This window comes from Halomonas sp. DP8Y7-3 (assembly GCF_019801675.1).
In the GTDB taxonomy this organism is placed as follows: domain Bacteria; phylum Pseudomonadota; class Gammaproteobacteria; order Pseudomonadales; family Halomonadaceae; genus Halomonas; species Halomonas litopenaei_A.
This window is the reverse complement of the sequence record NZ_JAHVIO010000003.1, coordinates 45833-66878: the sequence shown is the minus strand read 5'-3', so window position 1 is coordinate 66878 and position 21046 is coordinate 45833. Positions and strand designations below refer to the sequence as shown.

Annotated in this window: 21 protein-coding genes; 12 read left to right on the top strand and 9 right to left on the bottom strand. The window is 62.3% G+C overall.

Going from position 1 to position 21046, the window contains the following annotated elements:
• Positions 1 to 610: 610 nt before the first annotated feature.
• The 9 genes from KUV86_RS02685 to msrA all read left to right on the top strand — a co-directional run bounded on the left by KUV86_RS02685 (position 611) and on the right by msrA (position 8543).
• On the top strand, positions 611 to 1603 hold the full coding sequence (locus KUV86_RS02685) for a succinylglutamate desuccinylase (protein ID WP_222483487.1): 993 nt from the start codon (positions 611 to 613) through the stop codon (positions 1601 to 1603).
• Positions 1604 to 1825: 222 nt separating this feature from the next.
• Positions 1826 to 2596 (top strand): ABC transporter ATP-binding protein, encoded by a 771-nt coding sequence (locus KUV86_RS02680; protein WP_206939928.1) that lies wholly within the window; start codon positions 1826 to 1828, stop codon positions 2594 to 2596.
• A gap of 18 nt (positions 2597 to 2614) precedes the next feature.
• The gene (locus KUV86_RS02675; protein WP_206939930.1) at positions 2615 to 3319 is read left to right on the top strand and encodes an ABC transporter permease; all 705 of its coding nucleotides are present in this window, start codon (positions 2615 to 2617) and stop codon (positions 3317 to 3319) included.
• On the top strand, positions 3319 to 4050 hold the full coding sequence (locus KUV86_RS02670; RefSeq protein ID WP_206939931.1) for an ABC transporter permease: 732 nt from the start codon (positions 3319 to 3321) through the stop codon (positions 4048 to 4050). Before KUV86_RS02675 ends, KUV86_RS02670 begins: the two co-directional genes overlap by 1 nt.
• 196 nt (positions 4051 to 4246) lie before the next feature.
• Positions 4247 to 5014, top strand: coding sequence for a transporter substrate-binding domain-containing protein (locus KUV86_RS02665; protein WP_374107035.1), 768 nt, complete (start codon positions 4247 to 4249; stop codon positions 5012 to 5014).
• A 376-nt stretch (positions 5015 to 5390) separates the two neighbouring features.
• Complete coding sequence (locus KUV86_RS02660) at positions 5391 to 6173, top strand: transporter substrate-binding domain-containing protein (protein WP_374107034.1); 783 nt, start codon at positions 5391 to 5393, stop codon at positions 6171 to 6173.
• A 110-nt stretch (positions 6174 to 6283) separates the two neighbouring features.
• Positions 6284 to 7441, top strand: coding sequence for a beta-aspartyl-peptidase (gene iadA / locus KUV86_RS02655; RefSeq protein WP_222483486.1), 1158 nt, complete (start codon positions 6284 to 6286; stop codon positions 7439 to 7441).
• A 143-nt stretch (positions 7442 to 7584) separates the two neighbouring features.
• Positions 7585 to 8031: a peptide-methionine (R)-S-oxide reductase MsrB gene (gene msrB, locus KUV86_RS02650; protein WP_206939936.1), complete on the top strand. Its 447-nt coding sequence runs from the start codon at positions 7585 to 7587 to the stop codon at positions 8029 to 8031.
• 2 nt (positions 8032 to 8033) lie between these two features.
• Positions 8034 to 8543, top strand: coding sequence for a peptide-methionine (S)-S-oxide reductase MsrA (gene msrA / locus KUV86_RS02645; protein WP_206939938.1), 510 nt, complete (start codon positions 8034 to 8036; stop codon positions 8541 to 8543).
• 109 nt (positions 8544 to 8652) lie between these two features.
• Here msrA and cadR read toward each other — a convergent pair whose 3' ends face one another.
• Entirely contained in the window at positions 8653 to 9108 is a 456-nt protein-coding gene (gene cadR / locus KUV86_RS02640) for a Cd(II)/Pb(II)-responsive transcriptional regulator (RefSeq protein ID WP_222483485.1), read from the bottom strand.
• Positions 9109 to 9308: 200 nt separating this feature from the next.
• Here cadR and KUV86_RS02635 point away from each other — a divergent pair, with 200 nt between their 5' ends.
• The 3 genes from KUV86_RS02635 (at position 9309) to KUV86_RS02625 (ending at position 12363) form a co-directional block, all read left to right on the top strand.
• Entirely contained in the window at positions 9309 to 11615 is a 2307-nt protein-coding gene (locus tag KUV86_RS02635; RefSeq protein WP_222483484.1) for a heavy metal translocating P-type ATPase, read from the top strand.
• Positions 11616 to 11710: 95 nt separating this feature from the next.
• Positions 11711 to 11941, top strand: coding sequence for a type II toxin-antitoxin system VapB family antitoxin (gene vapB, locus KUV86_RS02630; protein WP_222483483.1), 231 nt, complete (start codon positions 11711 to 11713; stop codon positions 11939 to 11941).
• Positions 11938 to 12363: a type II toxin-antitoxin system VapC family toxin gene (locus tag KUV86_RS02625; protein ID WP_224908037.1), complete on the top strand. Its 426-nt coding sequence runs from the start codon at positions 11938 to 11940 to the stop codon at positions 12361 to 12363. The genes vapB and KUV86_RS02625 overlap by 4 nt, the downstream gene beginning before the upstream one ends.
• 158 nt (positions 12364 to 12521) lie before the next feature.
• On the opposite strand, the gene KUV86_RS02620 is transcribed toward KUV86_RS02625, so the two are convergent.
• The 8 genes from KUV86_RS02620 to KUV86_RS02585 form a co-directional block, all read right to left on the bottom strand.
• Positions 12522 to 12761 carry a type II toxin-antitoxin system Phd/YefM family antitoxin gene (locus tag KUV86_RS02620; protein WP_222483482.1) on the bottom strand — a complete coding sequence of 80 codons (240 nt, stop codon included), beginning with the start codon at positions 12759 to 12761 and terminating at the stop codon, positions 12522 to 12524.
• A gap of 89 nt (positions 12762 to 12850) precedes the next feature.
• Positions 12851 to 13579 (bottom strand): glutamine amidotransferase-related protein, encoded by a 729-nt coding sequence (locus KUV86_RS02615; RefSeq protein WP_222483481.1) that lies wholly within the window; start codon positions 13577 to 13579, stop codon positions 12851 to 12853.
• An 89-nt stretch (positions 13580 to 13668) separates the two neighbouring features.
• Entirely contained in the window at positions 13669 to 14847 is a 1179-nt protein-coding gene (locus tag KUV86_RS02610; RefSeq protein WP_206939947.1) for an iron-containing alcohol dehydrogenase, read from the bottom strand.
• Between the two features lie 7 nt (positions 14848 to 14854).
• Complete coding sequence (locus KUV86_RS02605; protein ID WP_206939949.1) at positions 14855 to 16240, bottom strand: aldehyde dehydrogenase family protein; 1386 nt, start codon at positions 16238 to 16240, stop codon at positions 14855 to 14857.
• Between the two features lie 44 nt (positions 16241 to 16284).
• Positions 16285 to 17664, bottom strand: coding sequence for a glutamine synthetase family protein (locus KUV86_RS02600; RefSeq protein WP_222483480.1), 1380 nt, complete (start codon positions 17662 to 17664; stop codon positions 16285 to 16287).
• Positions 17665 to 17730: 66 nt separating this feature from the next.
• Positions 17731 to 18789: a twin-arginine translocation signal domain-containing protein gene (locus tag KUV86_RS02595; RefSeq protein WP_206939953.1), complete on the bottom strand. Its 1059-nt coding sequence runs from the start codon at positions 18787 to 18789 to the stop codon at positions 17731 to 17733.
• Positions 18790 to 19052: 263 nt separating this feature from the next.
• Positions 19053 to 20375 (bottom strand): TRAP transporter large permease subunit, encoded by a 1323-nt coding sequence (locus tag KUV86_RS02590; RefSeq protein WP_206939955.1) that lies wholly within the window; start codon positions 20373 to 20375, stop codon positions 19053 to 19055.
• The gene (locus KUV86_RS02585; protein WP_222483479.1) at positions 20372 to 20947 is read right to left on the bottom strand and encodes a TRAP transporter small permease subunit; all 576 of its coding nucleotides are present in this window, start codon (positions 20945 to 20947) and stop codon (positions 20372 to 20374) included. The genes KUV86_RS02590 and KUV86_RS02585 overlap by 4 nt, the downstream gene beginning before the upstream one ends.
• Positions 20948 to 21046: the final 99 nt, after the last annotated feature.

Genomic DNA, 21046 nt, shown 5'->3' with positions numbered 1-21046 from the left:
ACCCTGTAGACTGCGCTTTCTCACCGATTTTTGCCTTGTCTAACCTTCGCTCGTCGACTTTTCGTACAAACCCTAGACCTCCTGAGCCTAGCCCCGGCTCGCCCAAGCGAATTGGCGAGCCGGGGCGAATCGGCGAGCCGGGGTGAATGAAGCGGCAAGGCCGTGAGACGCCAGCACTGCGCCGTGACGTCATTGCAGCCGCCCTTTACCGGTGCTCGCCGGCGACGCTACACGACCTTTCATCTTCGCACCCCGGGTTTACACCAGATCGACGCCCGCCCTTGCAGCTAGCGTGAAGCGTGCCGAAGCTGGCTCAGCTCTCATCGGAACCTGCACCGGAACTTGCATCGGAACGTGCACAGGAGCAGGCGTCAGAATGTGCTCCGGGCCAGCGCCACTGGATCCACATGATGGCGTGATCACCGTGAGGGCAGTGCGCTCCTCGGCGCCGATTCGCCAGACTGGCGTCGCGTCAGCGTGCCGAGTTGGCGACGCCCAGCGGTAGGCGTCACACACCACCACCGCATACGACAACAAAGAACGCTGCCCATGTTGCTTGCTCTACCTCGCCATACCCGTATGTTGTGTAGCACCACAGAGGAAGCTCGACATGCTTTCTGATTGGCTGTCGAAAAGCCTCGACGCTGCTTCCGCCTCGCTCCCGTCAGACGGCAGGATTCACGGCGGACACTACCGCATCGAAGCGCCAGGGGTGTTGCGCCTTACCCCAGACCACGTATCTCCCCACGCACGCGCCTGCGTGCTGTCAGCCGGTATCCACGGCAACGAGACGGCTCCCATCGAGCTGCTCGGAGACTGCCTGGCACGCCTTGAGGCCGGCTTCATCGAGCTGGGGGCTCCTATGCTGGTGATCCTGGGCAACCTGGAAGCCATTCGACGCAACACGCGCTTCGTCGAGACCAACCTCAATCGGCTGTTCCGCCAAGGCCTGGACCAACCCGGTGATGAGGCCGACCGTGCGCGTGAACTGATGGCGGCAGTAGATACCTTCTTTGCTGACCACCCCCAGCTGCCACGCTTGCACTACGACCTGCATACCGCCATTCGCGACAGCCATTATCCGCGCTTCGTGGTGGCCCCCTTCGCTGACACGCTTACCGAACCACAGCAGTGGCGATGGATGGCCGGTGCTGGCATTCAGGCGGCGCTCAAGCAGCATCAGCATAGCTGGACCTTTTCCCACTACAGCAAGCACTACCACCAGGCCCAGGCGTTTACGCTGGAACTCGGCAAGGCGCTGCCCTTCGGTCACAATGATCTTGCGCCCCTTGCTGCCATGGGTGATTTGCTGTTGGCCTTGCTGAGCGGGCTGTCTCCGCGAGAGGGGCAGATCGCGGATCTACAGGGCTTCGCGGTGGAAATGGAGGTCTTTCGCGAAAGCGAGGACTTTACGCTGTGCTTTGCCGACAACACCCCGAACTTCACCGAGTTCGCGCCGGGCGAGGTCGTCGCCCGCGACGCCAAGGCCGGTGAAACGCGCATCGGCGCAACACCACTGAGCGTGGTATTTCCCAACGCCAAGGTGGAACTCGGCGCCCGTGCAGCGCTTCTGGTCGCCCCTGTTGCTCTCGACATGGACTGACCCTGTACGCTGCGATCTCCCCGATATTCTCGAGATAACAACAACTTGGAGATAACATCATGATGACCCGCCCCTCCAGATTAGACGAAGGTATAATGCTTCTGTATTTCGCTTCGTCTGCTGCGCCGACCCAAGCCTGTTAGAATCCCCCGTTTTTTCGCGCCAGCCCGCGCCATTCGGCCGGCTTACCAGGCACGGCCGTTTTTCTCTGGAGCCCGATCCATGGCTGATACACCGATTCCGCTGGAAGTGCGCAACATCAAGAAGCGCTTCGGCAACACCGAAGTGCTCAAGGGGCTGTCCCTGGAGGCCCGCAAGGGTGACGTCATTACCCTGATCGGGGCTTCCGGCTCCGGCAAGAGTACCTTCCTGCGTTGCATGAACCTGCTCGAGCAGCCCAATGAAGGTGAACTGATCGTTCATGGCGAGCAGATCCGTTTCAAGGAAACCAAGCACGGGCGGGAACCCGCCGACTGGAACCAGGTGGTGCAGATGCGCGCCAAACTGTCGATGGTGTTCCAGAGCTTCAACCTGTGGGCCCACATGACCCTGCTGGAAAACGTCATCGAAGCGCCCGTGCATGTGCTGAAGAAGCCCAGGAAGGAAGCCATCCAGCATGCCAGGGCGCTGCTTGAGCGCGTTGGCCTGGCGGAGCGCGCCGACTACTATCCCGCCCAGCTTTCCGGAGGCCAACAGCAGCGCGGCGCCATCGCCCGCGCCCTGGCCATGGACCCGGAGGTGATGCTGTTCGACGAGCCGACGTCAGCGCTTGACCCAGAGCTGGTCGGCGACGTGCTCAAGGTCATGCGCGACCTGGCCGAAGAGGGCCGCACCATGATCGTGGTCACCCACGAGATGGCCTTTGCCCGGGACGTGTCCAGCCAGGTGATCTACCTGCACCAGGGGCAGGTAGAAGAAGCCGGTCCTCCCGATGAGGTGCTGGGCAATCCCCGTTCCGAGCGACTCAAGCAGTTTCTTGCACCCAAGCGCTGAGACGGCCAGGAGAGACCCATGATTGACCTTCACGGTTACGGGCCACGCCTTCTCGAGGGAGCGCTGGTCACCATCGAGCTGGCAGTACTGTCATTGATCCTGGCCATTGTGCTGGGACTGATTACCGCCAGCGCAAAGATGTCACGCAACTGGGTCGCCCATCGTCTGGGAACCCTCTATACCACCATCATCCGCGGTGTCCCCGACCTGGTGCTGATGATGCTGCTGTTCTTTGGCGGCCAGATTGGCATCAATATGGTCACCGACTGGCTGTATGACCGCTTCGACATCGATATCTTCATCAACGTCAACGAGTTCGTGGCAGGCGTCCTGACCATCGGTCTGATCTTCGGCGCCTATATGGGAGAAACCTTCCGCGGCGCCTTTCTGGCCGTCGACAGCGGCCAGATCGAGGCCGGACGCGCCTACGGCATGAGCCATGCGCTGGTGTTCAGGCGCATCCGCTTTCCCCAGATGATGCGCCACGCCCTGCCCGGCCTTTCCAACAACTGGATGGTATTGCTCAAGACCACCGCACTGGTCTCGGTGATCGGCCTGTCGGACATGGTTCGGGTGGCCGCCGAAGCGTCCAAGGCCACCCGGGAACCCTTCCTGTTCATGATTATCGTCGCGATCATCTACCTGCTGATCGCCAGCGTCTCTGAGTGGTTCTTCGCCAAGCTGCAAAAGCGCTATGACGTCGGTTTTGGAGGCCATGACTGATGGAATCTGTGCTCGCCTCACTGGAGGCAATGCTGGCCGACAACAGCATCTTCACCCTGGACACCCTCTCCTACTACGGTGAAGGACTGACAACAACGGTCCAACTGGTCTTCCTGTCGCTGATCGTTGGCCTGGTTGCTGCGGTCCCCCTGTCCATTGGCCGCGGTTCCAAGCGCCGGTGGATCAAGATGCCCATCTTCTTCTACACCTACGTCTTCCGCGGCACGCCGCTGCTGGTGCAGCTGTATCTTATCTACTATGGCGTCGTCTTCGTCGAGGGCATCCAGGACACCTGGCTCTGGGTGCTGCTGGAGAAGCCGTTCTTCCCGGCGCTGGTGGCGTTCTCCCTCAATACCGCGGCCTACACCACCGAGATCTTCCATGGCGCCATCAAGGCAACTCCCCGTGGAGAGATCGAAGCGGCCAGGGCCTACGGCATGCGCTACTCCCTGATGATGCGTCGTATCGTGCTGCCCAGCGCCTTTCGTCGGGCGCTTCCGGCCTACGGCAACGAGGTCATCTTCATGCTCCACGCCAGCGCCATTGCCAGCGTGGTGACCATCATGGACCTGACCGGCGCCGCCCGCTTCGTCTACGCACGTTTCTATGCGCCCTTCGATGCCTTCCTGTTCGTCGCGGCCATCTACCTGTGCCTGACCTTCGCGATCCTCTACCTGTTCCGCTATCTCGAGAAGCGCTTGCTGGCGCACCTTAAGCCGGCTTCAGGCTAGAGACCAACGCCGGAGGCCAGCCCCTCCGGCGTCCCTTGAGGATCGTCAAACGAGCGTTGGGAACTACCGTTTCACTGCCCCCTTTTTTTCCTTCCTGACGGGGGCGTGATTCGCTAAGGTGGCATCATGCGTCCACGAGACGCCTGCCATTACCCTCCTATCAACCATCTCTCATCAACAATAAGGGTCACTCCACATGACACTGCGCAACCTTTTCACCGCGAGTCTCATCGGCACGGCGGTTCTTGCCTCCACCGCCCAGGCTGAGGTTCGTGATATTCGCATCGGCGTCGACGTTCCCTACGAGCCCATGGAGTACCGCACCCCTGACGGCGAGCTGACCGGCTTTGACATCGACCTGGGCAATGCCCTGTGTGCCGAGGTCGGTATCCAGTGCGAGTGGGTGGTGCAGGGATGGGACGGCATCATTCCTGGCCTGATGGCACGCAAATACGACGCCATCATGTCGTCCATGACGATCAACGACGAGCGTCGCGAGCAGGTGCTGTTCTCTGACCCCTACTTCACTCCGCCGTCAGCCTGGTTTGCCCCAGCCGACCTGGAGATGGGCAACCCCGATGCCGAGGCCCTCGAGGGCATGACCATCGGTGTGCAGCGCGGCACCCTGCAGGACAACTACGTCACCGACCTGTACGGCGATGTCGCTGATGTCAGCCGCTACGCCACCGCCGACGACCTGGTCCTGGACATGGACTCTGGTCGCGTGGATATCGGCTTCCTCGACTATCCGGTGGGCAAGTCCACGCTGCTGGACAGCGATGCCGGTGACTACAAGGTGGTCGGCGAGCAGATCACCGAACCGAAGGAATACTTCGGTGACGGCTTCGGCATTGCCTTCCGCCAGCGCGACGAAGACCTGGCCAAGGCCTTCAATGACGCCCTGGCCACCCTCAAGGGCAATGGCACCTATGACGAGATCCATGCCAAGTACTTTGCTGAATAAATCGTACTTTGCTGAATAAATCGTACTTTACTGGATACACAGTGCGTTGCTGAGTCACCTCACCCTGGCACTGCATGACGTCGACCCCCTGGGGTCGGCGTCAACCACCACCGATCTGGACCTGAGCTGACCTGACGTGCCTTCGCCCTTGCTCCTCCACGGCGCGATGCCCCTATCTCGCCCCCTGTCCCTGCCCCAGTCGCCCTGGCTGGATGGCTTCGCCCTGAGCGAGTGGTTCGACGAATAATCGCTGGCGTCATCGGCGCCTGGCTATCTCCCGTACGACATCCCCCCGGTGTCTTTCCGCCTTATTAATGTGGGCGGTGAACTTGTGTCTCGACCACACAACACTTTTCCGTTATTTGAGGATTTCCCCATGCCACGCTCTCCCATGCTGTTTGCCTCCACCCTGGCAGCTCTGATGCTTGCCACCCCTCCCGTCCTGGCCGACGACCCCCTGCGCCTGGCCGTCGACGTGCCCTACGAGCCGTTCGAGTACAAGACCGCAGATGGCACTCTGACCGGCTTTGAAGTGGACCTGGGCAATGCCGTCTGCGCGCACCTTGAGATCCAGTGCACCTGGGTGGAGCAACCCTGGGACGGCATGATTCCGGCGCTGATGGCGCGCAAGTTCGACGCCATCATGTCGTCCATGGCGATCACCGAGGAACGCAGCCGCCAGGTACTGTTCTCCGAGCCCTACTACACCACGCCGAGCGCCTGGATCACGCCACGTGGCCGGGACATCGACATCTCCGACAAGGCAAGCCTTGAAGGGCTCACGGCTGGCGTCCAGCGCGCTACCCTGCAGGATCGCTATGTGACCGACCTGTACGGCGATGTGCTCGAGGTACGCCGCTATGCCAGCGCCGACGATGTGGTCGCCGACCTGCGTGCCGGCCGTCTTGACCTGACCTTCATGGACTACCCCATCGCCGAGGCGATGATCGAGATCGATACCGAGGCAAGCGATTTTGTGCGCATCAGCGACTTCATCAAGGAGCCCGACACCTACTTCGGACAAGGCGTCGGCGTTGCCTTCCGCAAGCGTGATCGCGACCTCGCCGAGCGCTTCAATCAAGCGCTGGCAGAGCTCAAGGCCAATGGGACCTACGACGAGATCATGAGCGAGTACTTCAGCTACGACATTAAACTGTAGCCATGCCCCTACCAGATCCGGGCGGTGAACGCCGCCCGGCCTGGAGTGCCGAACGCTGGCTGGCGTTGCGCCAGCCACATCCCAGCCTCGACCGACCCGCAGGAACCGCCATGCTGACCCTTCTCAAGAATGCGCGGCTGTATGCCCCAGCTCCGCTTGGCCTCAAGCATCTGCTGATCGCCGACCAACGCATCGCCGCCATACTCGACCCGCAGGATAGCCCGGACATTCACTTGCCCGGTCTCTCGGTCCAGGACCTGGAGGGGCGGCGAGTGATTCCTGGCCTGGTGGATCCGCTAGTCCATATGACCGGCGGCGGCGGCGAGGGCGGCTTTGGCACCCGCACCCCGGAGCTGCGTCTCGAGGACGCCGTGAGCTCCGGCGTCACCACCCTGATCGGCGCCCTGGGGACCGACGCCCTGACCCGCACCCCGGCCAACCTGCTCGGCAAGGTGCGCGAGCTCGCCGCCGGGGGACTGAGTTGCTACGCCTATACCGGGTCCTACCAGCTTCCCCCGGTCACCCTGACCGGCTCCGTCGCCCAGGACATTCTGTATATTCCTGAATACATCGGTGTGGGAGAGGTCGCCATCAGCGACCACCGTGGTTCCCAACCGTCCGTTCAGGAGCTGGCCCGGCTGGCATCGGATAGCCGCACTGCGGGCATGCTGGCGGGCAAGTCCGGCATTGTGTTCATCCACACCGGCGACGCCGCAGGGGGACTCGAGATCCTGCGCGAGGTGGCACGCACCACGGCACTGCCTATCGCTCAGTTCATGCCCACCCATATCAACCGCACCGCGACCCTGTTCGAAGACGGGCTGCGTTTCGCCCGTGACGGCGGCCGCATCGACCTCACGACCAGCACCACCCCGGAGCTGCTCGCCGAGGGCGAAGTCCCCGCCTCGGAAGCGGTCGCGCGGGCGCTCAAGGCGCGTGTCGAGCCCTCGCGCGTGACGCTCTCGTCAGACGCCAACGCTTCTCTGCCGCGCTTCGATGACCATGGCCGCTTCATGGGCCTCAAGGCGGGACGCCTCGACAGCCTGTTCGAGGTCGTGGGCGAATGTGTCAACGACCACGGCATCGCGCTGGAGAACGCACTAGGCTTCGCCAGCAGCCACAGTGCGGACGCCCTGGGCCTTGCCCGCAAGGGACGCCTCACGGTGGGGCAGGATGCGGACCTGCTGGTTCTTGCTGACGACGCCTGGGCAATTGACGAGGTCTGGGCGCTGGGACGATGCGTGCATCGACGTGACACCGATCGTTAGTCGTGTAAGGATTATTGGCGGATCACAGACTGAAGGCTGTCCCACGAGCTTGGGCGGCCAGCGCAACGACCGTTGAGTAATCGTGCGATGGCTGACAAATCGATGTGCCAAGCCCGTGTCTCCCCCATCCACGAGGAGAGCCTATGAAAACCTACGACAAGTCACCCGAGGCCATTGCCCGTCTCAATCGTGAACAGTACCGGGTCACCCAGGAGAGCGGTACCGAGCGCCCTGGCACCGGCGAGTATCTGCATCATCATGAACCGGGCATCTACGTGGACATTGTCTCCGGCGAACCCCTGTTCGCGTCGTCGGACAAGTATGAGTCCGGCTGCGGATGGCCAAGTTTCACCAAGCCCATTGCGCCTGCCTACGTCAATGAACTGGTGGACTCGTCCCATGGCATGATCCGTACCGAGGTGCGCTCCAGCCATGGCGACAGCCACCTGGGTCATGTCTTTCCAGACGGCCCTAGAGACAAGGGTGGCATGCGTTATTGCATCAACTCGGCGTCGCTCAGGTTCATCCACCGCGATGACATGGAAGCCGAAGGCTACGGCGAGTACCTGGATCAAGTGGAGGAGATCTGAACATGGCACTACAACGCGCAGTTCTGGCAGGAGGTTGCTTCTGGGGCATGCAGGATCTGATCCGCAAGCTGCCAGGCGTCGAAAGTACACGTGTCGGCTACACCGGTGGCGACGTGGAAAACGCCACCTATCGCCACCATGGCACCCATGCCGAGGGCATCGAGATCATGTTTGACCCGGCGGTGATCAGCTATCGTCGACTGCTGGAGTACTTCTTCCAGATTCATGATCCGACGACGGTCAACCGTCAGGGTAACGATCGTGGCATGTCCTACCGGTCAGCCATCTACTACGTGGACGAGGACCAGAAGGCAGAGGCGCTGAACACCATTGCCGATGTCGATGCCTCGGGGCTGTGGCCGGGCAAGGTGGTGACCGAAGTGGAGCCTGTAGGCGACTTCTGGGAAGCCGAGCCGGAGCACCAGGATTACCTGGAACGTCTTCCCAACGGCTATACCTGCCACTTCCCGCGCCCGGATTGGGTCCTGCCCAAGCGCACGGAAGAGGCCTGAGGTTGCCACCAGGCAGGCGGCAATCGCGCGCTAAGCACGCGATATCCTGCCGTTGGTATGCGAACTGCGACACCGCCCTTCTGGGCGGTGTCGTCGTTTCTCACGGGGTTCAACGCCGGGGATGCGCACCGCCCACATGAACCCCGGCGTCCCCTCCACCACTCACGTCCCCTACCGGCTGCGCCAGTTCGTTGAGAATGCCGCACTCTCCCGCCGTGCCATGCCCCGCGCAGCGCTGCCTGAGCCGCTCGAGCTCCGCCTTCAATCGGGACAGCTGGGCAATTCTCTGCTCCACATGGCCAAGGTGTGCCTCGATCAACGCATCGGCATCTTCACAGGGATGCTCGGGGTGATCCTGGCAGACCAGCAGCGCGCGGATTTCGTCCAGGGTCATGTCCAGCGCGCGGCAGTGGCGAATGAAATCCAGCCGCTCGGCGTGGGCATCACGATACACGCGATAGTTGCCGTCACTGCGCTCGGGCTCGGGCAGCAACCCTTCGCGCTCGTAGTAGCGCAGCGTTTCTACCTTCACCCCACTACGACGGGCCAGTTCTCCTATCTTCATCTACGGCCTCCCCATTCTCTCGACGTTCTTGGCATGTCACCGACGCTCTTGGCATGTCATCGAAGCTTGCGCCATGCCTTCGCCGCCCATGCTGGACGTCTTCTCGCGGCAGGTGATCTCGTGACTCACTCGGATGCTTGACTCTGTAGTCACTACAGGGTGTCAACTTGGATACCAGAATCCTCTTTGGAGTTCCAGGCATGGCTGATCTTGAGCGCCAGACACCGTCAGACGACCCCTCATCCTGCTGCAGTGTCGGGCACACGAAAGCGTCCTGCGGCAACGACCCGAGCGGAACGTCGAGTGCGCACTGTTCGTCGACCCAGAGTGCGTCGACCGAGAATGCATCGACCGACAGTACCTCTGCGGCTACGCCGGAGGGCACTCAGCGCCTGGACGTGATCGTTGACGAAATGTGCTGTCCGACTGAAGAGCGCGTCCTGCGCAAGGCACTGAACAGCCTGCCAGGCGTCGAGCAGCTGACCTTTGACACCATGCAGCGTCGGCTCACCATCCATCACCGAAATGTGGACCGCCGGGCGGTCGCGTCGCGTATTCAGGAGGCGGGAATGACGGCTCGCTTCCTTGACCAGGCCAAGCAGGAGCCCCCCCGCGATAGCGCTTCTCTGCCCTGGGCTCGCCTGGCAGTCGCCGGCGCACTGGCTCTGGGGGCAGAGGTCACCGGCTGGCTTGGCCTGGGCGTGCCCTGGTTGGCGGCGCTGCTGGCCATTATCGCCATCGCCATGGTGGGGCTGCCCACCTGGAAGAAAGGCTTGCTGGCGCTACGCCAGGGCACCCTCAATATCAATGCCCTGATGAGCGTTGCCGTCACCGGCGCGATGCTGATTGGGCACTGGTCCGAGGCGGCCATGGTGATTGTGCTGTTCACCCTGGCGGAACATCTGGAAGCGCGCTCGCTGGAGCGCGCCCGCCGGGCCATCTCAGGCTTGCTTGACCTGGCGCCGCCCATGGCAAGAGTGCGCGACGAGAGCGCAGCCGAGGCAAATCGCTGGCGCGAGATCAAGGCAGAAGAGGTCAGGCCTGGGACTTTGGTCAGGGTGTTCGCCGGTGAACGCCTGGCGCTGGATGGTGAGATCGTGCGCGGTGAAGCGAGCCTGGATGAAGCCCCTATCACGGGCGAAAGCCTGCCTCGCGAACGCGGTCCAGGCGACACTGTTTACGCAGGCTCGATCAATCTATCCGGCGATCTCGACTATCGCGTGACACGCGACGCCAGTGACACCACCCTGGCCCGCATCATTCACGCCGTAGAGGACGCCCAGTCACGGCGTGCGCCGACCCAGCGCACCATCGATCGCTTCGCCGCCGTCTACACGCCGGTGGTCTTTGTCCTGGCGCTGGTCGTGGCTGTCGGCTGGCCTTTGCTGGGCCTCGGTCCGTGGCTCGACGGCGTCTATCGTGCCCTGGTCCTGCTGGTCATTGCCTGCCCCTGCGCCCTGGTCATCTCGACCCCGGTCACCGTGGTCAGCGGGCTCGGCGCCGCCGCTCGCCAGGGGATTCTGATCAAGGGAGGCGCCTTTCTGGAGCAGGCCACCCGCCTGACCCACCTGGCCATGGACAAGACCGGTACCCTCACCGAGGGCAAGCCACACCTGGTCAGCGCCAGTGCCATCGGCAACACGTCCGACAAGGACTGCCACCGCCTGGCCGTGGCCCTGGCCGAGCGCTCCAACCATCCGGTGTCCCGCGCTCTGGTGGTGGGGTTGGGCGCGCAGCCCGATGTCACTCTCGAGCAGGTCGAGGAGCGCAGTGGTCGTGGTCTAGTGGCCAGGGAGGCGACAAGCGACACCGATATGACTGCTCGGGTATGGCTCGGCAATGGCCGTCTGGCCCGCGACATGGGCGTCGACGACACGGTATTGCTGAGTCATGGACCAACGGATGATGCTGCCGGCGTCGTCTGGCTTGGCCGCGACGCGACCGTGCTGGGTAGCTTCAAGGTACGGGATGCCCTGCGTCCGAGCAGCAAGGCGGCGATCAAGCGCCTGCATCGCCAAGGCGTCAAGGTCAGCGTGCTCAGCGGCGACAGCCAGTCCCGGGTCGATGCCATCGCCCTGGAAGCCGGCATCGACGAGGCCTTCGGCGAGTTGCTGCCGGAAGACAAGCTCGAGCACCTCGATGCCCTGGCCAAGCGCGGCACCACCGGCATGGTCGGCGATGGCATCAACGATGCACCGGCGCTGGCCCGAGCCGATGTCGGCATCGCCATGGGCGCGGCGGGCAGCGACGTGGCCATCGAGACCGCCGATATCGCGTTGATGAACGATGACCCGGCCAGCCTGCCGAGGCTGATCGACCTGGCCCGCACCACTCGGCGACTGCTGGTGCAGAACATTGCGCTGGCGCTGGGGATCAAGGCCGTGTTTCTGGTCCTCGCCCTGACCGGCAACGCCACCCTGTGGATGGCCGTCTTCGCCGACCTGGGATCGAGCCTTCTGGTGGTAGGCAATGGGCTGAGGATTCTGACGTATCGGACCGAGTCATAAGCGCGGTGGGCTCGAGGGAGTAAGGCATATGCTTTGCATATGTATGTCAACGCAACTACGCTATGCAGAGAGCGAAGCCTCAGGAGGAGCGGGACATGCGAACCGTGTCGATTTTCAAGAATGGAAAGAATCAGGCCGTACGACTGCCTGCTGACATGGCCTATGAAGGCATTAGAGAGCTGGAAATCACCCGAGACGGCGATGTGATCACCCTTCGTCCTGTTCGCCCATCCTGGGAGTCATTCAAGGATTTACCCAAGGCAGACGACGACTTCCTGCAGGAGCGCCCCTCCGTCGTGGACGACGAAGGCAGGTTCCACCTGTGACGACCTATATGCTCGATACCTGCACTTGCTCGTTCATTATGCGAGAACATCCGGTGAGGGTTATCCAGCGTTTGAGCAAAGAGGTCGAATCGGGAAACCGGATCGTCGTGTCGGCCATCACCTACGCTGAAATGCGCTACGGCCAGGTCGGCAAAAAGGCGTTGGCCAAACACAAGACCTTGGTGGACGAGTTCGTCAAACGACTCGATGACATATTGCCGTGGGATCAACTCGCGGTAGACGCTGCGCTGACAATCATGAGCACTCTAAGGAGCGCGGGCACCCCCATCGGGTATAACGATACGGGGATCGCAGGGCACGCCATAGCATCCGGCGCCATTTTGGTGACCAATAACGTTCGAGAATTTGGCCGCGTAGAAGGCCTTGTGTATCAGGATTGGTGTCATCAACACCCGACGTGATCCGGGGTGCACCGAACTCCACTGAGCATCCGCTTGTCGTTGGCCCGTGATCCACGTCTATTGGGCAAGATCAGTCATCAGTTACGGCCTCCAACGACAATCGGCCAGGATCAGCGGCCGCCCAGAGAAGCACGTGGACATCCAGCAGAAGGTTCACGTCAAGCGCCAAACATATCCGCGATCTCGCGCTCAGCCATTCGGTCGAAGTCCTCCGGCACGCTGAACTGGCCTTCCAGAAAGCCAAGGCGTCTCTGCTGACCAGGCCCTGGACTATCGATAGCCGTGACACGCACCATGGGCTTACCCGCCTTGGCGATGACAAATCCCTCGCCTTGCTGCGCGCGAGCGACTAGCTGTACCAATTGCGTGCTGGCTTCAGGGATATCAAAGGACCGCATGCTCTTCCCCCACCTGGTCACGACAAACTGCCTGCGACATAAGACAAGCGTACAACCGTATACTGCTTGCTCCAGTCATCGTCACCACACTACCTGACCGCGATCGCCTCGCGCATAAAGCGCAGTATCCACTCGGCCATCACGGCGTCGTCGATGCGTCCAGCCAGCGAGGCCTGTCCCTGGCGCACCCGGGCGTCTCCCACCAGGCCCTGGCGCAGGTTCATCAAGTCACGGGAGTAGTCCGGGCGAAATTCCGGGTGCCCCTGAACCCCGAGGAAGCAGCGGCCCACTCGGATCAGGTAGTGGGGACAGAAGCCACTCCCCCCAAGCGTACAGGCGCCCTCGGGCAGCACCTCCACCTGGTCCTGGTGACTGACCAGCAGGTCAAGCGCTTCCTGCCATGGCGTCATCCAGGGTTCGCGTTCGACTACCCGATTGTTGGACAGGCCAACCCCCCACCCCTTGGGGCTCTTGATGACCTCGCCGCCTAGCGCCTTGACGATCAACTGGTGGCCAAAGCAGATGCCCACCAGCGGCTTCTCGGCGCGATAGAGATCGCGTACGAATCCCTCAAGACGATCGATCCAGTCATGGCCGTCGTTGACCCCAAACTTGGAACCGGTGGTCAGCCAGGCGTCCACCGCTTCGATATCCGTTGGAATCTCGCCATCCAGGCAGCGATAGACCTGCCACTCTAGCGTCACGCCAAGATCGTATGCCGCCGGCGCCAGCAACGCCTCGAACATGGCGGGATAGTTGCCATGGGCGGCAATCAGTTCAGGTGCCACGTCATCGCACTGCAGTAGACCGATTCGCATGATGTTCTCCATCACCAGTACTCCCTTGACGCTGGCCGGCCACCTTGCCAGAGAGCCGCCAGGGCTGTGTCATCGGGCGAGGCCGGCCGCTAGAGTCTGCCCTCAAGGGCCGCCAGAAAGACTCGACGATAGTCTTCGGCCGTGAAGGCGATGGGGTTGGATCCCGCAGACGGGTCCACCACCGCCATTTCGGCGACCTTGTCGGCCTGTGAATCGTCGATACCGATAGCCGCCAGATCATGAGGAATCGCCAGTCGTTCGCGCAGTTCCAGCACCCAATCGATGGCGCTGGCGGTGCTGGGCTGGCGCAGATCCAGATAGCGACACAGGCGGACCATGGGCTCGCCGATGGCGCGCTCGTTGGCCTTGAGCACATAGGGCATCAGGATGGCATTAAGGGTGCCGTGATGGGCGTCATAGAGGGCTCCCAGAGGATGCGCCAGGGCGTGCATTGCCCCCAGCCCTCGTTGAAAGGCCGTCGCCCCCATGCTGGAGGCCACCAGCATGTTAAGGCGGGCCTCCAGGTCATCGCCATGGGCATAGGCCCTCGGCAAGAAGTCTCGTACCCGCCGCATGCCTTCCACCGCGATGCCTTCCGCCATGGGGTGGTAGCCTGGCGCGCACCATGCTTCCAGGCAGTGGGACAGGGCATCCATACCGGTCGCTGCGGTCACCGCAGGAGGCAGTCCGACGGTCAGGGTCGGATCAAGAATCACCCGCGCCGGTACCATGCCAGGGTGGAAAATGATGCGTTTGACGTGCTCTGCCTCGTCGGTAATCACGGAGGCACGTCCCACTTCGGAGCCGGTGCCCGCGGTGGTAGGTACCGCTACCACCGGCACGATGGCCTTGGCATCGGCATTCTTCCAGTTGTCGCCGATGTCCTCCAGCGACCACAGCGACAGGCCGTCACGTTGATTGGCCATCAGGGCCACCGCCTTGGCGGCATCAAGCCCGGAACCGCCGCCGAAGGCGATCACGCCGTCATGCTCCCCCTCGCGAAAGGCATCCACGCCAGCGATGACATTGGCGCCGGTCGGATTGCCCTTGATCTCGCTGAACAGCCCGACCCGGAGTCCTTCCGATCGACAGTGTTCAAGGGCATCCGCCACCATCGGCAGCGCCGCCAGGCCAGGGTCGGTCACCAGCAGCGGCGCATGCATGCCAAGCTCATGGCACTGTTGCGGCAGGTCTCGAATACGCCCCGCGCCGGTCAGGATCGAAGACGGATAATTCCAGCTGGTGGTAAAGCGGCTGATATCGCTCATGGTGACCTCAGGGATGCTTGAGATGGAAGGATTTGGGCCGGGTCAGGCTGTCAAAGCCCAGGCGCGATAGCGAGCAACCACGTCCTGATAGCTTGACCCCCGTCCAGGCGAGCTCGGGATCCAGATAGTCGCAGCGGTTGACGAAGGCCGTACCGACGTCAAGGCGGGCCGCCAGTGCCTCACCGGCCTCCAGGTCGCGGGTAAAGATCGCGCCGGTCAGGCCAAAGGCGGAGTCATTCATCAGTGCAATGGCCTCGTCGTCGCTATCGACGGGCATGACGGCGACCACCGGGCCAAAGCTCTCCTCCTGCATCACCGCCATGGAGTGATCGACGTCCGTCAGCAGCTGCGGCGCCAGATAGGCACTACCTGGCCGAGACAGCGGGTAGTCGCCAGGATCGATCCAGGCACGTGCGCCGGCAGCGACCGCCGCTTCTACCTGGCCACGTACAAAATCCGCGGCAGCAGGTTTGACCACGGGCCCCAGGGTCGTGGCGGGGTCGGTGGGATTACCGAGCTTGAGCTGCTTCAGCCAGGCCACGGCGCGCGCGACGAAATCATCGAAGATGGCCCGCTCGACATAGATGCGTTCAATGCCACAGCAGCTCTGGCCTGAGTTGAAGAAGGCGCCATCCATGACACCATCCACTGCGCTGTCCAGGTCGACATCGCCACGCACGTAAGCCGCATCCTTGCCTCCCAGTTCCAGCGCTGTCGCAATGAAACGCCCCGCCGTTGCCTGCTCCACGGTGCGCCCACCCGCGACCGACCCGGTAAACGAGACGTGGGCAATGCGTGGATCTCCCATCACCTGCTCGGCGTCGGCGTGACTCATGTGCAGGAACTGAAAGACGCCCTCCTCGATACCCGCCTCCCGGGCGGCCTCCACCATGCGCTCTGCGCACAGCGGGGTCTGGGCCGAGTGCTTGAGGATCACCGCGTTTCCGGCAAGCAGCGCCGGGATCACCGCATTCACGGCCGTCATGTAGGGAAAGTTCCAGGGCGCCACGATCAGTGACACGCCGAGAGGTTCGCGGCGGATGTAGCGAGTAAACCCCGGCTTGTCGCCTAGCCTGAGGGGAGACAGCGCCCCAGGCGCCATCTCGATCATGGCCCTGGCACGTTCCTCGAAACCGCCGATTTCGCCTCCCGATTGAGCGATGGGCCGCCCCATCTGCCAGCAAAGCTCTTCCACGTGTTGATCGCGCCGGGAGATAAAGGCATCCACCATGGCGCTGGCCAGACGGCAGCGTTGTTCCACACTGACGTCACGCCAGCGCTTCTGGGCATCGGTCGCCAGGGCAAGGGTACGCTCGATATGCTCGGCATCGGCCTGCTCTCGTTCTACGTACACCGAGCCGTCCACCGGCGATAGGGTCTGTTGAATGGCCATGCGGTTCTCTCGTCAGTCGATGGGCGGGATGCCGGGCATCCGCGTCAAATGATTTCGAAATAGCGATCCAGCTCCCAATCGGTGATATGACGTCGGAACTCGCGCTCTTCCCATTCTCGGGTGGCCGCGAAGTGCTCGACGAAGTCGTCACCGAACAGCGCCCGCGCCGGGGCTGATCCCTTTAGCCGCTGCGCTGCGTCCCACAGTGTTCGAGGCAGCGCCTGATGCTCCGGGTGATCCAGTGTGTAGGCGTTACCAGTGACCGCCGTGTCGGGTTCAAGCTGCTGCTCGATCCCATAGAGGCCGGCGCCGACTGCCGCGGCAAGCGCCAGATAGGGATTGGCATCAGCGCTACCCAGGCGATATTCGACGCGCTGAGACTTGGCGCTGCCGGGAATGACCCTCAGCGCCGTCGTGCGGTTTTCCACCCCCCAGGTGGCGTCTGTCGGCGCCCAGAAACCAGGTATCAGGCGGGTGTAGCTATTGACGGTAGGCGCGAACATGGCCAGAAACTCCGGCATCAGGCGCTGCTGTCCGGCGACGAAATGACGCTGGATGGCACTCATGCCGTACTCGGCCTCACCGTCATAGAAGGCCGACTGGCCGTCATTCAGGTGGGTCATCGACAGGTGGATATGCCCACTCTGCCCGGGATAGTCCGGCGACCACTTGGCCATGAAGGTGGCCATCAGGCCACGCCGCTGAGCCCAGACCTTGGTGAAGGTCTTGAACAACGCCGCCTTGTCACCGGCAGCCAGCGCTTCGTCGACGCCAATGGCCGCCTCCAGCACTCCCGGCCCGGTCTCGGTGTGCAGCCCCTCGATGGGGAAGTCCATGCGTTCCGACAGGGCCAACAACTCGTGATACAGCTCGGCGTGGACCGAACTTCTGAGCATCGAGTAGCCCATCATGTCGGGCGTCAGGGGACGCAGCTGACGAAAGCCCTTCTCGCGCACCGACTCAGGCGTCTCCTGGAACATGAAAAACTCATATTCGAGCGATCCATGCACCTTGAATCCCATGTCGGCGGCCCGGGCCAGCACTCGACGCAGCAGCCCACGGGGACAGATCACCTCGGCCCGCTCGGTGAATTCCGCCATGAAAAGCAGCATGTCGCCCTCGAAGGGCACCTCGCGGCAGGTCTCCGGCAATAGCCTCAACTGGGCGTCGGGGTAACCGGTATGCCAGCCGGTAAAGCGCGTGTTGTCGTACAGCTCGTCCTTGCTGTCCCAGCCCAGCACGACATCACAGAAGGCAAAGCCCCCCTCCAGCGCGGCGAAGAACTTGTCACGCTGCATGTACTTGCCGACCATGACCCCGTCCAGGTCGAGAAAGCCGACTTTGACGTGGCTGAGGTTGCGCGCTTCGACCACGCGCCGAGCATCCTCTGCCGTGCGCACGTCCCTCGGGTTGAGTCCTGACATCGATCACCCTCCTCATGGGCGAAGGAATGAAGGGCCGGCCCGCAGGCCGGCCTGCACTGCCTCGTATCAGCTGTAGCGATAAGGAGGGCCCGCCTGCTGCATGGTCTGGCGATAGTCCTTGAGGATCTGCACCACCTTGGCATTGCGCTCGCTCTGGGCCGCAATCTCATCCCAGAACCCCAGCGCTTCATCCTCGATGGTCTGCCACTCTTCTTCCGGGATGGAGGTCAGTTCGAGCTTGCCACCCTTGGTGCGGTAGTGGGCTTCACCCCACCAGTACCAGTGCTGACGATAGTAATGAGAGCTGTCCATGCACATCCTGAACAGCGTCTTCAGGTGATCCGGGAGCTCGTTCCAGCGTTCGCTGTTGGCAAAGTAGGACCCCGCCCAGGCGCCCGAGATGTTGTTGGTCAGGTAGTAGCTGGAGACATCCGCCCAGCCCACGGTGTAAGCCTCGGTAATGCCCGCCCAGGCGATGCCATCAAGCTCGCGGGTCTGCATGGCGACCTCGATGTCTTCCCAGGGCAGGGTCACCGGCACCACCCCGAAGCGAGTCAGGAAGCGCCCGGCAGTGGGGAAGGTAAACACCCGCTTGCCCTCGAGGTCCTTGATGCTGCGAATGGGCTCTCGGGTGACGAAGTTGCAGGGATCCCAGCTGCCCGAGCCGAGCCAGGTCACGCCCTCGATCTCGCCGTAGGCCTCTTCCCAGATTTCCTTCAGACCGTAGTGGTTGAACAGGGTCGGTACATCCAGGCTGTAACGCGAGGCAAACGGGAAATAGCCGCCGAACACCGACACGTCCACCGGTGCATTGATCGAGTCATCATCGCTCTGCACGGCGTCGATGGTGCCTCTCTGCATGGCCCGGAACAGCTCCCCGGTGGGGACCAGCTGATCGGAAAAATACAGCTCGATTTCCATCTCACCATTGGCGGCCTTGTTGAAGGCATCAATGGAAGGCTTGATGACATGCTCCGCCAGCGCTGGCCCTGCATAGGTCTGCAGACGCCAGCGTATCGGCGTCTTCGACTGGGCATGCACATAGGGCGCGGCCAGAGTGCCTGCGCCCACGGTAGCGGCGGTAGCGACACCGGCCTTTTTCAAGAAGTCGCGACGGTTGGTCATTGGATCTCTCCCTACTCTGTCGATTGTTGTGGTCAGGGGTGATGCCATCGGGTACTGCTGTGACTCATTGCACCTGTCGGTGTGTTGCCCGGCCTCCTGCCGTTTTTCGTGTCCTGTTTGTTGTCGATGTTGCGCTATCTATAGCTCGCTCGCTCCGGCATCCGGCATCCGGCCTAACATGCCTTGTGGCGCACCTTCTTCGCCGCTGACCGGTGCGCGATAGACCCTGGCAATGCAGGTCCGGTCGCTGCTTGAGCCCAGGCTCAGTAATCCCGGAACAGCTCGGGGAGCCACAGTGCGAGCTGGGGAAAGGCGGTAATCAGCGCCAGGCCCGCCAACATGATGGCGACAAACGGCCACACGCTCTTGTAGATATCCCCCAGGCTGATCTCCGGCGGTGCCATGGCCCGCATCAGGAACAGGTTGTAGCCGAAGGGCGGGGTCATGTAGGCGATCTGCACCGTGATCGTGTAGAGCACGCCATACCAGATCGGGTCGAAGCCAAGACTGATGACCAGCGGCACGTAAAGCGGCGCCACGATCACCAGCATGGCGGTGTCATCGAGAAACATGCCAAGCAGGATGTAGGACAGCTGCATCATTACCAGGATCTGCCAGGGGGTCAGGCCAAAGGCCTCGAGGAATACAGACTCGATGGCACGCACCGCGCCGAGACCATCGAACACCGCGCCAAAGCACAGCGCCGCCAGAATGATCCACATGAACATGCAGGTGATACCCAGCGAGCGGCGCACCGTGGTCTCGATGACTGCGCGATTCAAGCGTCCCTTGATCAGGGCAGCCAGGGTGGCCGACAGCGCCCCCACCGCAGCGCTTTCCACCAGGCTGGTCACTCCCATCACAAACAGGCCGGTCATGAAAAAGAAGATGGCCAATGGCATGATGCCGGCGCGCAACAGCTTCAACTTGTCAGCGGTGGAGAGGTTGCGTTCTTCCGGCGGCAGGGTCGGCCCAAGGCTCGGCTGCAAGCGACAGCGGATGACGATATAGGCCACGAACATGGCCGCCAGGATCAAGCCGGGTATCGCCCCGGCCAGCCATAGCTGGCTGACCGGCTGGCGCGCAATCATGCCGTAGAGCACCAGCACCACGCTGGGCGGTACCAATATGCCCAGCGAGCTGCCAGCCTGGATCACGCCGGTGACCATGACCTTGTCGTAGCCCCGTCGCAGCAGTTCCGGCAGGGCAATGGTGGCGCCGATGGCCATACCGGCCACACTCAGCCCATTCATCGCCGAGACCACCACCATCAGACCGATGGTGCCCACCGCCAGGCCCCCTCTCAGCCCCCCCATCCACACGTGGAACATCTCGTAGAGCTCGGAGGCGATGCCCGATTCCGACAGCATGTATCCCATGAAGATGAACAGCGGCAAGGTCAACAGCGGGTACCAGTTCATCAACTGAATGGCGGCACTGAAGGGCATCTCCATGCCGCCGTCGCCCCACAGCACCAAGGCGGCTGCCGCGCCGACAAAGCCAATCACGCCGAACACCCGCTGTCCGGTCAGCAGCAGCAGCATCATGGAAGAGAACATGGTCAGGGCGATCATTTCGTAGCTCATCGGTCGCCCTCCCCGTTCTTGCGGTCCTTCCCTTCCCTGGCATCCTTCTCCCCTTCACTCTCCTCCAGCGGTCGCCCGAGCAGCACGGCGACATCCTTGAACAGGGTGGAAAGACACTGGGCCAGCATCAAGGCCACGCCGACGGTCATGATGGTCTTGATGGGTGCCAGTGGCGGCGCCCAGGAGCTGTAATTGGTCTCGCCGTACTTGATCGCATAGCTGGTACTGGAGATGCCGCCAGCCAGTAGTGTGCCCAGGAACACCAGCAGCAACAGCATCGTCAGCACGTCGCTCATGGCCTTGGCACGAGGGGACAGCCGGGTATAGAACAGATCCATGCGCACGTGGTCATCGAGCTGCATGGAATAGGCGCCACCCAGCAGAAAGTAGGCCACCATCAGAAACTGCGAGACCTCGACGCCCCACAGCAGCGGCCGGTCAAACAGCGTGCGCGAGAGCGAGGCATACAGCAGTACACCTATCATCACGAAGATCAGGTACATGACGATACGACCGATGCGCCGGTTGAAGCGGTCGACGTAACGAACGTAGAGACGAATGGCTGCCGGCATGGGGTCTCCCGGACTCAAGAGGAATCTCATGAGTCTTGGTTCAGCCAGACCAACCTCGCCAGTTGCATCGACTTCAACGACACCCGCACTATCGAAGCT